The sequence below is a fragment of the Methylococcus sp. ANG genome (assembly GCF_040730495.1).
In the GTDB taxonomy this organism is placed as follows: domain Bacteria; phylum Pseudomonadota; class Gammaproteobacteria; order Methylococcales; family Methylococcaceae; genus Methylococcus.
Genome location: NZ_CP160399.1, coordinates 3,000,336 through 3,013,844, shown reverse-complemented (window position 1 = coordinate 3,013,844; position 13,509 = coordinate 3,000,336). Strand labels below are relative to the sequence as shown.

The following is a 13,509-nucleotide window of genomic DNA, read 5'->3' as shown; positions in this document are numbered from 1 at the left end:
CGTGGCTCTCGTCCACTTCTATGAAAAACCCGGCTGCGCCAACAACGCGCGCCAGAAGCGGATGCTCCGGGAGGCCGGGCACGAGCTGATCGTGCATGACCTCCTGGCGACGCCTTGGCGCACCGGGGAATTGCGGCTGTTTTTCGGCGAGCGCCCGGTGGCCGAGTGGTTCAACCGGGCGGCGCCGCGCGTCAAGTCGGGGGAGATCGTCCCGGAAACCCTGGGCGGGGAGGAAGCGCTCGCCTTGATGATGGAAGACCGCCTGCTGATCCGGCGGCCGCTCATGCAGGTCGGAGAGCGACGCGAGGTCGGATTCGACGCCGACAGGGTGCATGCCTGGATCGGGCTGAATCCCAGCCGAGAAACTCCCCAAACCGACCTGGAAAGCTGCCGCCGGCCTCACCCTTGCCCGCCCACTGAGGATTCCGCCGGCGGATGAAAGACACCGATCTGCAGCGCATACTCGCCTATCACGAACGCACCAAACACCGGCTGGAACGCTACGCCGCGGGGCCTGAAACGCTGGACTGGAGCGCTCAGCCCGATCCGTTCCGGACTTTCGAAGGCGCCGACCGCATCCTGCTACCGTTGCTGGCGGACGGCCTCGATACCTCCTTCCCGGAGCTGCACCGGCCCGGCGCCGTCCCGCCCCGCGCCTTGACCCGGGATTCGGTCGGCCTCCTGCTCGAACTTTCCCTGGCCTTGTCGGCCTGGAAGGAATACGGCCCGGACCGCTGGTCTCTGCGCTGCAATCCGTCCAGCGGCAACCTCCATCCCACCGAAGGGTATGTGGTGTGCCGGAACGTCGAGGGGTTGGGCGACGGTATCTATCATTACCTCAGCCGCGACCAAGCGCTCGAACGCCGGGCACTGGCTGCGGCCGACACCGCAGGCGGTCCGTCCCGCCTGCTGATCGGCCTCAGCTCCATCCACTGGCGGGAAGCCTGGAAATACGGCGAGCGGGCCTTCCGTTACTGCCAGCTCGACACCGGCCACGCCGTCGGCGCCCTGCGCTATGCCGCTGCCGCCCTGGGCTGGGGCCTGCGTAGGGTGGACACGGCGGACGCCAGCGCCATCGCCCGGCTGCTGGGACTCGACCGCGCGGCCGATTTTTCCGGCGCCGAAGGAGAAGAAGCGGAACTCCTGCTCGAGGTGGTCATCGGGCCGGTCGCGCCGCCGGCCCTGCCGGTGTTCGGCGACCTGGCCTGGGCCGGCAAGGCGAACGTCCTCGACCCCCACCCGATGTACCGCTGGCCCGTCATCGACGAGGTGGCCGACGCCAGCCGCTGGCCCGGCGAAGAGACCCCGCCCCCGCCCGAGGCGGATTACCCGCCCCGCGCCGATCCGCCGGCCGTCGCCGCCGCCGCGGTGATCCGCCAGCGCCGCAGCGCCCAGCGCTTCGACCGGCGGTTCGAACTGGAGAGGGCTGATTTCTACGCCCTCCTTGACGCGCTGCTGGCCCGGCCCTGCGCGCCCTGGGACGTCTGGAACCACGCACCCGCGCTGCACCCCGTCCTGTTCGTCCATCGAGTGACGGGACTGGCGCCGGGACTGTACGCCTTGCCGCGCAGCCTGGGCGCCGAAACGAAGCTGCGCGCGGCCTTGCGGCGGGATTTCGCCTGGACGAAACCCGCAGGCTGTCCCGGACACCTGCCGTTGTTCCTGTTGGCGGAAGGCGGCTGCGGCCCGATTGCGCGCACCGTCGACTGCCATCAGGCCATCGCCGCCGACAGCGCTTTCGCCTTGGGAATGCTGGCGGAATTCGAAGACACCCTGAGCGCCGCCCCCTGGCGCTACCGCCAGCTTCACTGGGAGGCGGGACTCCTGGGCCAGACGCTCTATCTGGAAGCCGAAGCCCGTGGTCTGCGCGGCACCGGCATCGGCTGCTATTTCGACGACGCCTTCCACGAACTGTTGGGGCTGTCCGGGAAGGCGTTCCAGTCGCTGTACCACTTCACCGTGGGCAAGCCGCTGAGCGATCCGCGGATCACGACCGAGGCGCCCTACGCCCGAACCCCGGCCTGAATGCCCCGGCGCGGCTTCGGCGGCTCATCCCGTACGGATCGGCTCGGCCGCTACCTGCCGCCGAAATTGAAGATCGGCTCGGGGCGCAGGGTTTTGCTGAATATCGACACACCGTCGAGGTCCTTGAAGTCCACCGTGAGGCTCTGGTCCGCCCGGTTGATGTTGACCTCCCCGAAGAACTGCAGGCCGGCGTAGGGGGACAGGTTGACCTGTCCCGCTGGCGGAGCCTTGTAGAACACCACCTGGGGACCGAAGGTGCCATCGGTGCTGTTGGGGCCGAAGGTGCCGGCGTTTAGAGGGCCGGCGACGAACTCCCAGAACGGAGCGAAGTCCTTGCTGGCGGCACGTGCCGGGTCGTAATAGTGTGCCGCGGCGTAATGCACGTCGGCGGTCAGCCACACGATGTTCTTGATGCGCTGCTTCTTGACGAAACCGAGCAGACGGGCGATTTCCAGCTCGCGCCCGGCGGCGGGGCCGTCGTTGCCGTTGGCGATCGCCTCCCATCGGGGCCGGCCCTGGGCGTCGGTGCCGTCTCCGATGTTCAGTCCGATCGGCATGTCGGCCGCGATGACCTTCCATGTCGCCTTCGAATGCTTCAGGCCCTGTTCCAGCCATTGCACCTGGGCGTCTCCCAGGAATGCCGTCTCGGTCCCTTCCTGGTTCTGCAGGTTATAGGTATTGGGGCCCCGGTAGTTGCGCATGTCGAGGACGAAGACATCGAGCAGCGGACCGTAGGAAATCTGCCGGTACACCCGGTCGGACTCCTCCACCGAATACGGACGCATCGGCGCATACTCGTGGAATGCCTCCGAAGCCCGGGCCACCAGGAGCGGAACATCTTTGACCGTATATCGGGGATCGGCGCTCAGATCCTTGGCATCGGACCAGTTGTTGACGACCTCATGGTCGTCCCATTGCCAGACCTGCGGCACCTCGGCATTGAACCGGCGGACGTTGTCGTCGAGCAGATTGTATTTGTAGCGTCCGCGGAATTCGTCCAGCGTCTCGGCGACCTTGGCGACTTCCGGAGTGACGATGTTGGTCCAGACCTGGCCGTTCTCGGCGGTCACCGCCGGCTTGATGATGCCGTCGGAATAGACGTTGTCCCCACTGTGGATGAAGAACTGCGGCTTCACTTGGCGCATGGCCTCATAGATCTTCATGCCGCCGAAAGCGGGGTTGATGCCCCAGCCCTGACCGGCGGTGTCGCCGCCCCATACGAAACGGATGTCGTCACGCTTGCCGATCGTGTGGAAATGCCCCGTCACGGGCTCGCTCCGGCTGCGTGCGTTGGTCAGGTCCTCGAACCAGACCTTGACGTAGACGTCCTTGCCCGCAGGCAACCCGACCAGATCCTGGCGGGCGGTGTAGTCGGTACCTTCCATGGCGTAGGGGCCGCGAACGGTTTTCGAACCGGCGAAATCGGCGCTGAAGGCGTATTCCACCATCATGCGCGCGGGGCGGTCCGCCCGGCTCCAGATCACCGCCCTGCCGGGGGCCATATCCCCGATCTGAATCCCCTGTTCCACCTGCGGAACCGAGTTCTCGGCATTGACGGAAGCGCAGGCGGCCAGGGCCAGAACCAGGCCGGAAACGAGCGCTTGAACGGAATTTTTTCGGTACCCGGGTCGGAAGGCGGTAGGCGGGTGAGACGCTGGGGCGGTGGTCATGGCACTCCTCGCGGTGATCAGTCGGAGTGAGGAACCATAAGGTTGATTTGAGTCAGGGCGATGGCGGCCCAATGAAGGTTCAGTGACGGGCCGCCCGAGGGAACCCGCGAAAATTCTGCTCACTTGTCATAGTCGCTTAACAAAGATGCCTTAACTTTCCGCGCCAACGAAACACATATGCAGATGTCTAGATGAGTTTGATTGCCCTCAATCGCGATGGTGGCCAAGCGATTTACAGCCAGATCGCCGTCTTGCTGGAGAAGGAGGTCGCACATTTTTACAATCCGGGCGACCTGTTGCCGTCGGAAAAGGAGCTGGCCGAGCGCTTCGCCGTCAACCGGCACACCGTTCGTCGTGCGCTGGACGAGCTGATCGCCGCGGGGCTGGTGGAGCGGCGCCACGGCAAAGGCACCTTCGTGCTGGATCGCCCGATCGACTACACCGTCGGCAAGGGCACCCGTTTCACCGAAACCCTGGAAGCCCTGGGCAAGGCGGCGGAGAGCCGCGTGCTGCGCAAACTGATCGTACCGGCCCGCGATGGGGTGGCGGAACGGTTGCAAGTACCCGTGGAGACACCTGTGGTCTGGGTCGAGACCCTGCGTCGGGTGGACGAACGGCCCGTATGCGTGATTTCACACTTTCTGCCGCAGGCGAAATTTAACGAGGTATTCAGCGAATACGGCAGCGGTTCGCTGCATGAATTTATCCGCCGGCATTGCGGGATAAAACTGATTCGAAAGGAAAGCCTGGTAAGTGCGTTGCTCCCGCAAGGCGACGACGCAAGCTTGCTGGGTATGCCGCTGAATCAGCCCGTGCTGCGGGTAAAAAGCGTGAACGTGGACGACCGGGATGGCACCCCGGCCGAGTACGCGCTCACCCGGTTCCGCGCGGACCGGATCCAACTGCGCATATTCCCTTGACGAAGCGACACCTACGATATCGACCTTACAGGAGCGTGACCAATGTATGTAAAAAGACTGCTGACCGCAACCCTGGCGGCTTGTTTGTTCACTGTCCAGGCGGCTCACGCGGCCGGACGGGAGCTTGTGATGGGCCTGATCCCCGCCGAAAACAACGAGGAGATGGTGCAAAAGTTCGAGCCCATGCGGGCTTATCTGGAACGGAAGTTGGGCCATAAGGTAAAGGTGTTCACCGCCACCGACTACACCGGTGTCATCGAGGCCATGAAGAAAAAGCGCGTGGACATCGCCTGGTTCGGCCCCTTGTCCTACATCCTGGCGGAGCGGGAAGCGGGCGCCGAAGCCTTCGCCGTGGGCGTGCGCGACAACGGCAAATCCACCTATAAAAGCATCTTAGTGGTGCCCGGCAATTCGCCGGCCAAGACCCTGGCCGATCTGAAAGGCAAGAGCGTGGCCTTCGTCGATCCGGCCTCCACCTCGGGCGGACTGATGCCCACTTACATGGTCAAGCAGGAAACCGGCCGGATGCCGCAGGACTTCTTCGGCAAGTTCACCTATGCCGGTTCCCACGACGCCGCGGAGCTCGCGGTCAAGAACAAGACGGTGGACGCCGCCGCCGACAACGATATCACCTACGAGAAGATGCTGGGCAAGGGCCTGATCACCCAGGAAAGCAACCGCATCCTACTGGAGTCCCCCGAGTTGCCCGGTTCGCCCATGGTCTATCGCAAGGACCTGGACGCCAGGCTGAAAAAGTCCATCAAGGACGCCATCGTCAGCGCCCACGACGAAATCCAGGTAACCGGCTACGGCAATTTGTCGCGCTACGAAGAGGCTTTACCCTCGGATTATCAAAAGATCCGCGAAATGGTGACGGAACTGGGATTGAAGCGAGAACAAATGCTCAAGTGAGCCACTTGCGTTCTTAGCCTCGATCCAACTCGTTCCGCGCACCCGGCAAGGGTGCGCCCACATCCGATTTATGGGGAAAATCACCATGAAAGGGACAGTTTTGTCCAAAAAATTCGCGAGCCGCCCGTTGGCACTCGCGGTCGCCGCGAGTCTTTACCTGGGAAGCGGCACGGCGGTTGCCGACACCACGGAGGACCTGCTGAACATGCTCAAAGCCAAGGGCGTCCTGACCAAGGACGAGTACGACGTGTTGACCAAGCGCGTGCAGACGGAAAAGAAACAGCAAAGGGAAGAAGCCAAAAAGGCCGCCGTCGAGGAAAGCCAGAAGGCCGCCAAGGCCGCTATGGCGGAGGGAGGCAAAAAGCCGGATCCGACGGACGTCAAAGTAAGTTTCAAGAACGGCTTTGTTATCCAAACCGCCGATGGCAAGAATTCACTTGCGATTAAGGGACGCATCCAGGCAGATAACCGCGACTACCTCGACGGCGATGGAAAGAACACGGATGTCTTCGAGCTTCGTCGCGCCTATCTGTATGCCATGGGGAAGGTCTTCGACAAGTATGAATTCATGATGTTAGGCAATTTCTCCGGAACGCCGCAAGCGGTTTTCTGGTACATGAACGCCCACTGGTGGGACGAAGCGCAGCTCGAGTTCGGGCAATTCCGTTTTCCGTTCGGCCAGAACGAATGGACCAGCTCGCGCAACATCGACTTCATGGAGCGCGCTCTGCCCATGCAGTTCGTGACTGGCATTGACCGCGGCGTCATGCTGCATGGGCTTCCATTATCCGGAATGTACTATGGGTTAGCGGGCGTCAACGGGGGTCTCCGTACCAACGCCGGCTTGAACGGCAGCGGCCTGAGTGAAAACAACGACACGGACGGCAAGGGTTTTATCGGCCACCTTTCATTCAATGCCGCGGAACCTTTGGGTCACAAGGATAATATCTACTATCTTGGCGCCTCCTACAGTATCGGTACGGAGGCAACAGATACGTCACCCCCCACTAACAGTCCGAATTATCAGCTACAGTCTCAGACAGAAGGACGTGGACTGGTTTTTTTCCGCACGGAAAACTTCAACGAAAACGAGGTTGATTTATGGCGCGCGGGCGTCAGTAATACCCTGTCCTTCGGACCGATCAAATTTGCGGGGGAATATGTCCACAATACCTATTCAGGAAAATCCAAAGCTGGACTGCATTTCAACCGCGACATCGACGCCTATTATGTCTCGACCAACTGGCTCATCACTGGCGAGAAATATGGCCATTTCTTCGGCAAGAACGGTGCCTTCGGCATCATTGAACCGAAACAGAACTTCGACATGGCCGGTGGTTGGGGTGCTTGGGAGTTAGGTCTTCGTTACAGCCATCTCGATGCCACCGATTTCAATGCGTCAAACCCGGTTGGCACCGGTGTGCTCAGGTCGGGATTCGCTAACAGCGCAGATGCCTGGACTGTCGGTTTGAAATGGATCGTGAATCCGAACACCCGGTTCCTGCTCAACTACATTCGCACGGCGTTCAATCAGCCGGTGAAAGTAAACGCTACCACGACTACGGATGTCGAGAATGCTTTGAACTTCCGCACGCAACTCGATTTCTGAGTCTGGCGCGATACCGTTGCGCCATTTTCAAGAAAAACCTTTCACCCCAGATGGAGGCTGACATGCCCTTGATCGAATTGCACATGTTGAACAGTGGAAAAAAGCACGCGGCCGGTGCGCGTGTGTTTTCGGCACCGGAAATGACCGGCGGCGCGGCGGAGCGTCATTCCGCCGGATTGATCGTCCTGTGCGGAGCGGGCAAGCGCTACGGCAACGGCTGCCACGGGCTCAGACCTACCAGTTTGAGTATCGCCAAGGGGAGCTTCGTGGCGGTGATCGGCCCCAGCGGCGCGGGCAAGTCCACGATGCTGCGCCTGATCAACGGCTTGGAAGCGGCCAGCTGCGGGCAAATCCGCATCGATGACGAAACGCTCGGCCCGCGCAATCTGCGCCGGATACGCTCGCGGGTCGCCATGGTGTTCCAGCACTTCAATCTGGTGAACCGCCTGTCGGCCATGACCAACGTGCTCACCGGGCGGCTCGCTTATCGCTCCTGGCTGGGCAGCGTGCTTTACCTGTTCCGCGAGGAAGACATGGCCATCGCCCACGAATCCCTGGCCCGGGTCGGACTCATCGACAAGGCCTGGGAACGGGCGGACCAACTCTCCGGCGGCCAGCAGCAGCGGGTGGGCATCGCCCGCGCCCTGGCTCAGCGGCCGGAGGTGATCCTCGCCGACGAGCCGGTGGCGAGCCTGGACCCGGTCGCCAGCGAAGAGGTGCTGAGCCTGCTCCACCAAATCTGCAAGCAGGACGGTATCACCGTCGTCGTCAACCTACACCAGATCGAGCTGGCTTGCCGCTATGCCGACCGCATCCTCGGTCTCAATGGGGGCGAACTGGTGTTCGATGGCCCCGCCGAGGCATTGAATGAACAGGCTCTGAAATCCATTTATCACCGTGACGGAGTCGTTGCCGATGCAAACCCCGAACTGGCGCTGGCCCACGCCTAGCGGCTGGCCGCCCTTCGCGCCCGTCGCTCTGATCTTTGGGGTGCTCGCCCTCATGATCCTGACCGCGCCCCTGGTCGAGGTGGACATCCCTCGGCTATTGGGCTCCGCGGGACGCATGCTGTCGTTCTCCGCGCAATTGCTGGTCGAGCCGGACTGGACCTATCTGCCTCAGTTGTTCGGGAAGATGCTGGAGACCCTGGAGATGACCGTGCTGGCCACCTTCATCGCCGCCGTGATCAGCTTGCCGCTGAGCATCCTGGCGGCGCGCAACGCCAGTCCGCATCCTTGGGTGTATTTCGCCAGCCGCGACCTTTTGGGCCTGATGCGCGCTCTGCCCGAACTGGTGTGGGCCTTGGTATTCGTCTCGGCCGCGGGGCTGGGTCCTTTGCCAGGCGTGATGGCGCTGGCCTTCGTCACCGTCGGCTTCATGGCCAAGTTCTTCGCCGAGGCCATCGAAGTGGTGGACCGCAAAGCCATCGAAGGCGTGACGGCGCATGGGGCCGGCTGGTTCCAGGTGCGCACCTTCGCCATGCTACCGCAGGCCTTGCCGGACTTCATCGGCTCCCTGATGTACATCCTCGACCACAACCTGCGCGCGGCGGCCATTCTCGGGCTGGTAGGGGCCGGCGGTATCGGCTACGACCTCGTGATGGCCATGCGCCTGTTCCAGTACGACCGGCTGCTGCCCATCGCCGTCGCCATCTACGTCGTCGTGACGGCGCTCGATCGGCTCTCCGACGGTCTGCGCGCGCGAGTGATCCACGGAAAGCTGTCATGAATGCGAATACCCTGCCTCCGTTGCCGCCCAAGCCGCGCAATCTGTTCCCGGTGTGGCTGGCCCTGCTCATGGCGCTCATGTACGTCATCGTCTGGGACCTGGAAATTTCTTTCGAGACCCTGCTCTACGGTCTGGAAGACATGGAGGAGTACTTCCGCCGCTACGGCGCGCCCGATTTCTCCAACTTGTCTAGATATATAGAACTCATGGGGCAGACCCTGGCCACGGCACTGTGGGGCACGGTATTCGCCCTGCTCGTGGCCTTTTTCCTGGCACCGCTGGCGGCGCGCAACCTGGCACCGCATCCGGGGGTCTATCGGCTGGCGCGGGAACTTCTCAATTTCATGCGGGCCATGCCCGACCTGCTGCTGGCTTTGATCTTCGTCTCCGCCCTGGGGCTGGGCCCCATGCCCGGCGCCCTGGCCCTGGGCGTGCACACCGCCGGTTTTCTGGGAAAGTTCTTCGCCGAGAGCCTGGAGCGTGTGGACAAGGGCACCTACGAAGGCGTGGCCGCCACCGGAGCCAATTTTCCGCAACTCGTCATGTACGCCGGCTGGCCGTCCATTCTGCGCGAAGCGGCGGGCTACACCCTGTACATCATGGACCGCAACGTGCGCATGGCCTCGGTGCTGGGGCTGGTGGGCGCGGGCGGCATCGGCCTGGCCCTGCACGACACCCTGCGCCTGTTCGACTACGGCCAGTCGGCGGCGCTGATCCTCGTCATCCTGGTCACCATCGTGGTGATCGACCATCTATCCGCCTGGATAAGAGAGAAACTGCAATGACCGATATCGAACGAAGGCACTGGCTGCGCGCCTTGACCGCCCTTCCGCCGGAAACCCTGGCGGCCGTGGCCGGCGAGCTGGATGCGGGCTGGGCCATGACCTACAAGACGCGCCCGCAAGCCGGCTTGGGGATGCTCCAGCTCCGCGATGGGGCGCTGCACGAGGCCTATTACCTGGGCGAATTCCCCTTGGCCCACTGCTGGCTGACCCTGAGCGGACCGGACGGCGAGTCCTATCAAGGCGCGGCTCAGGTGATGGCGGACGATCCGGATCTTGCGCGTGCCTTGGCCGTGCTGGATGCCGTGCTCGCCCACAGGTTGCCAGGCTGGGAGCGCGTTTCGGAACTCGTCGAAACCGGCCAGGCCGCGCGCGCGGAGGAAGACCGGATACGGGCGCGGATACTCGCGGCCACCCGCGTCGATTTCACCCTGCTGTCCGCGACGGAGGCAGGCGATGACGATTGAAGCCCATTTTTTGCCCGCTACCCAGCAGGCGCTGTTCCGCTGCCTGTTGGACGCCATGACGCGGCCCGGGACGGTGCACGAAGCCGCCGACCTGATCGAAAGAGGCGAGTTGTATCGCGCCGTGCTGGCGGTGTTGGTGGACGGAGCAGTGACCTTGGGCGATGCATCGGGATCGCTGCCCCAGTCCGATTGGCCGTTCTTGGAGGCGCGTGAAGTCACGCCGGAGCAGGCCGACTTCGTGCTGTGCGACGGGGCGCGCGGACCCGACTTCGAGCCGCGCGTGGGCGACCTGCCCAACCCCGAGCGTGGGGCGACCCTGGTATTGCGCGTCGCTCGCGTCGGCGAAGGGCCGTTGCGGCTGCAACTCTCCGGGCCGGGGGTCGAACACCGGCGCGAACTGGCCGTCAGCGGCCTGGTTCCGGCCTGGATCGAGGCACGTCGAGGCTGGAACGCGGCTTTTCCGCTGGGCGTGGACTGGATACTCGCCGACAGCGAGCGGCTGGTGGCCTTGCCCCGCACCACGCGCGTCGTTCACATGAAGGAGGAGATTGCCTGATGGGTTACGTTGCGATCAAGGGTGGCGGGCGCGCCATCAGCGGCGCGGCCGGAGTTCTGGAGTTCCTGCGTACCCGTCAGGGCGAGTCGGGACAGCCGCTCGATGTGCACACCATCCATCACCAACTGAGCCTGCTGGAAAGCCGGGTGCTATCAGAGGGCGGACTGTATCACCCCGAACTGGCAGCCCTGGCCATCAAGCAGAGCCTGGGCGATACCCTGGAAGCGAGTTTCGCCCTCAGGGCCTATCGCTCCACGCGACCGCGATTGGTTGAAACACCACTTCTGGACACCCGCGACATGCGCCTGATCCGGCGCATCTCCGCGTCCTTCAAGGACATCCCGGGTGGGCAGATGCTGGGGCCGACCACTGACTATGCCTTGCGCCTGCTGCGTTTCGAGTTGATCGAGGAAGACCGGTCCGCCTTTCAGGCGTTCGCCCGGAGCTGGTTAAAAGAGGCGCCGCCAGCCGACTTGCCGGACAGCTTCCCCAAGGTGCTCGACAGCTTGCGCCAGGAAGGTCTGCTGCCACCCGCCCTTCCCCCCCGTCCCCTCTCCCAGGGGGGGAGGGGGGAACAGCCCTTCGACATCACCCGCGAGCCCCTGATCTTTCCGGTGCCGCGCTCGGCCGCGCTCGCCACCATGGCGCGTGCGGAAACCGGTTCGCTGCTGGCGATCGCCTATTCCAACATGCGCGGTTACGGCGATGTCCATCCGACCGTCGGGGAACTGCGGGTCGGCTACGTGCCCATCCTGCTGGCGCATCCGGTCACCGGCGAGCTCGTGGAAGCCGGTGAGGCGCTGATCACCGAATGCGAGGTGATCGCCATGTACGAAGCCGGCGACGACGGCGCCAAACCCGCCTTCAGCGTCGGCTACGGAGCCTGTTTCGGTCACAACGAGGTCAAGGCCGTCAGCATGGCCATCCTCGACCGCGCCCTGCAGAAAGGCATGAAGCATGGGCCGAGCAACCCGTCGGAAGACCCGGAATTCGTGCTGCTGCACGTGGACGGCATCGACTCCATGGGTTTCGCTTCCCATTACAAGATGCCCCATTACGTCACCTTCCAGTCGGACATGGACCGGCTGCGGACGACGCAGAAAAAGCTCGGCGAACGGGAGACCTCATGAACCACGACAACCGTTATCCCTTCGGCTTTCTCGACGAATACGCCAAGCGCGAGGTGCGCAGGGCCATGCTCAAGGCGGTGGCCATCCCGGGCTACCAGGTGCCTTACTCCTCGCGGGAAATGCCCATGGGCCGGGGCTTCGGCACCGGCGGCCTGCAGATCACCCTGTCCCTGATCGGCCCGGACGAAACCCTGAAGGTGATCGATCAGGGTGCCGACGATTCGGTGAACGCGGTCAATCTGCGCCATTTCATCGAAATGACCTGTCCCGGCATCGACACCACGACCAAGACCGAGGAAGCCAGCCTGATCCAGTCGCGCCACCGCATTCCCGAGAAACCCTTGCGCGAGGACCAGATCCTGGTGCTGCAAGTGCCCTATCCCGACCCGCTGGTGGTGGTGGAGCCTTCCGAGGACAAGCGCAAGATCATGCACGGCGAGGCCGATTATTCGCGTCTGTGGGTCAAGCTCTACGAGGACGTGGTGAAGTTCAAGGAAATCACCATCTCCCACCGCTACCCCACGCGCATCGCCGGCCATTACGTCATCGACCCCTCGCCCATTCCGCGTTACGACGTGCCCAGGCTCCATCAGTCCAGGGCACTGATCCTGTTCGGCGCGGGGCGGGAAAAGAAGATCTACGCCGTGCCTCCCTACACCTCCGCGGAACCTTTGACCTTCGAGGATGTGCCTTTCCGCGTGGAGGATTTCCGCGACGAACACGGCCTACGCCGTGCCTGCGCGCGTTGCGGCTCGACCGAGAGTTTCCTCGACGAGTTTTTGAATGAGGGCGGCGAGAAAGTCTATCAATGCTCGGACAGCGACTTCTGCGAGGAGTGTCTGGCGCTCGCGGTCCCACGGGAGGAAACCGACCATGCATAAGCTTTTGGAAGTCAAGAACCTGAGCAAGCGCTACGGCCCTGGTTGTCCGCTGTGCCTCGAGAGCACCGGCCCCGAGTTCGAAACCAATCTCTGCCCGCACTGCGGTAGCGTGGTGGCGGTGCACGACGTCTCCTTCGACCTGTACAAGGGCGAGATCCTCGGCGTCATGGGCGAGTCCGGCTCGGGCAAATCCACGGTGGTGAAGCTGCTGTACTTCGACCAGGAACCGGACTCGGGCTCGGCCGTGTTTTTCGACCAGGACAAGCAATACCCCCTGTTCGGCCTCAATGCCGCGCAGCAACGCTGGCTGCGCAACCACCGCTTCGGCATGGTCTACCAGAACCCACACCTGGGTCTGAACTTCAACGTCTCGGCCGGCGGCAACATCGCGGAGCGGCTGTTGATGAGCGATCTGTTGAACTACCGCTTGATTCGCGAGCGCGCGCGGAAACTGTTGACCCGCACCGAGGTATTGGCCGAGCGCATGGACGAGTTGCCGAAGAATTTCTCCGGCGGCATGCAGCAGCGGGTGCAGATCGCCAAGGCGCTCGCCACCGACCCGCCGCTGTTGCTCCTGGACGAGGTGACCACGGGGCTGGACCTCTCGGTGCAGGCGCGCATTCTCGATCTGATCCTGGAAATCCAGCATGAACTGGACACGGCGATGGTCGTGGTGACCCACGACCTGGGCGTGATCCGCCTTCTGGCCGGCCGCACCCTGGTCATGAAATACGGGCGGGTCATCGAGGCCGGACTCACCGACCAGATCCTGGAAGACCCCCAGCACGCCTACACCCAGCGTCTGGTGGCCTCGGCCCTGTGACCAAGG

14 protein-coding genes are annotated in these 13,509 nt (G+C 63.3%); 13 read left to right on the top strand and 1 reads right to left on the bottom strand.

Features of this window, described 5'->3' with window-relative positions:
- Position 1 precedes the first annotated feature (1 nt).
- Both ABZN20_RS14625 and ABZN20_RS14620 read left to right on the top strand, forming a co-directional pair.
- Positions 2-439 (top strand): ArsC/Spx/MgsR family protein, encoded by a 438-nt coding sequence (locus ABZN20_RS14625; protein WP_218808072.1) that lies wholly within the window; start codon positions 2-4, stop codon positions 437-439.
- A complete protein-coding gene (locus tag ABZN20_RS14620) occupies positions 436-2,025 on the top strand; it encodes a SagB/ThcOx family dehydrogenase (RefSeq protein WP_367025724.1) in 1,590 nt (529 codons plus the stop codon). Before ABZN20_RS14625 ends, ABZN20_RS14620 begins: the two co-directional genes overlap by 4 nt.
- Before the next feature lie 50 nt (positions 2,026-2,075).
- On the opposite strand, the gene ABZN20_RS14615 is transcribed toward ABZN20_RS14620, so the two are convergent.
- Positions 2,076-3,695: an alkaline phosphatase D family protein gene (locus tag ABZN20_RS14615; protein ID WP_367025723.1), complete on the bottom strand. Its 1,620-nt coding sequence runs from the start codon at positions 3,693-3,695 to the stop codon at positions 2,076-2,078.
- Positions 3,696-3,886: 191 nt separating this feature from the next.
- Here ABZN20_RS14615 and phnF point away from each other — a divergent pair, with 191 nt between their 5' ends.
- The 11 genes from phnF to ABZN20_RS14560 all read left to right on the top strand — a co-directional run bounded on the left by phnF (position 3,887) and on the right by ABZN20_RS14560 (position 13,503).
- A complete protein-coding gene (gene phnF / locus ABZN20_RS14610) occupies positions 3,887-4,615 on the top strand; it encodes a phosphonate metabolism transcriptional regulator PhnF (protein WP_367025722.1) in 729 nt (242 codons plus the stop codon).
- 42 nt (positions 4,616-4,657) lie between these two features.
- Positions 4,658-5,527 (top strand): phosphonate ABC transporter substrate-binding protein, encoded by an 870-nt coding sequence (gene phnD, locus ABZN20_RS14605; RefSeq protein ID WP_367025721.1) that lies wholly within the window; start codon positions 4,658-4,660, stop codon positions 5,525-5,527.
- Positions 5,528-5,612: 85 nt separating this feature from the next.
- Positions 5,613-7,136 carry an OprO/OprP family phosphate-selective porin gene (locus tag ABZN20_RS14600; RefSeq protein ID WP_367025720.1) on the top strand — a complete coding sequence of 508 codons (1,524 nt, stop codon included), beginning with the start codon at positions 5,613-5,615 and terminating at the stop codon, positions 7,134-7,136.
- A gap of 62 nt (positions 7,137-7,198) precedes the next feature.
- Positions 7,199-8,086, top strand: coding sequence for a phosphonate ABC transporter ATP-binding protein (gene phnC / locus ABZN20_RS14595; RefSeq protein WP_367025719.1), 888 nt, complete (start codon positions 7,199-7,201; stop codon positions 8,084-8,086).
- Positions 8,052-8,864 (top strand): phosphonate ABC transporter, permease protein PhnE, encoded by an 813-nt coding sequence (gene phnE / locus ABZN20_RS14590; protein ID WP_367025718.1) that lies wholly within the window; start codon positions 8,052-8,054, stop codon positions 8,862-8,864. Before phnC ends, phnE (ABZN20_RS14590) begins: the two co-directional genes overlap by 35 nt.
- Complete coding sequence (gene phnE / locus ABZN20_RS14585) at positions 8,861-9,649, top strand: phosphonate ABC transporter, permease protein PhnE (protein ID WP_367025717.1); 789 nt, start codon at positions 8,861-8,863, stop codon at positions 9,647-9,649. The genes phnE (ABZN20_RS14590) and phnE (ABZN20_RS14585) overlap by 4 nt, the downstream gene beginning before the upstream one ends.
- The gene (gene phnG, locus ABZN20_RS14580) at positions 9,646-10,113 is read left to right on the top strand and encodes a phosphonate C-P lyase system protein PhnG (RefSeq protein WP_218808081.1); all 468 of its coding nucleotides are present in this window, start codon (positions 9,646-9,648) and stop codon (positions 10,111-10,113) included. Before phnE (ABZN20_RS14585) ends, phnG begins: the two co-directional genes overlap by 4 nt.
- Positions 10,103-10,669: a phosphonate C-P lyase system protein PhnH gene (gene phnH, locus ABZN20_RS14575; RefSeq protein WP_367025716.1), complete on the top strand. Its 567-nt coding sequence runs from the start codon at positions 10,103-10,105 to the stop codon at positions 10,667-10,669. Before phnG ends, phnH begins: the two co-directional genes overlap by 11 nt.
- The gene (locus ABZN20_RS14570; protein ID WP_367025715.1) at positions 10,669-11,799 is read left to right on the top strand and encodes a carbon-phosphorus lyase complex subunit PhnI; all 1,131 of its coding nucleotides are present in this window, start codon (positions 10,669-10,671) and stop codon (positions 11,797-11,799) included. The genes phnH and ABZN20_RS14570 overlap by 1 nt, the downstream gene beginning before the upstream one ends.
- Positions 11,796-12,680 (top strand): alpha-D-ribose 1-methylphosphonate 5-phosphate C-P-lyase PhnJ, encoded by an 885-nt coding sequence (locus ABZN20_RS14565; protein ID WP_367025714.1) that lies wholly within the window; start codon positions 11,796-11,798, stop codon positions 12,678-12,680. The genes ABZN20_RS14570 and ABZN20_RS14565 overlap by 4 nt, the downstream gene beginning before the upstream one ends.
- Positions 12,673-13,503 carry an ATP-binding cassette domain-containing protein gene (locus tag ABZN20_RS14560; protein WP_367025713.1) on the top strand — a complete coding sequence of 277 codons (831 nt, stop codon included), beginning with the start codon at positions 12,673-12,675 and terminating at the stop codon, positions 13,501-13,503. Before ABZN20_RS14565 ends, ABZN20_RS14560 begins: the two co-directional genes overlap by 8 nt.
- Positions 13,504-13,509: the final 6 nt, after the last annotated feature.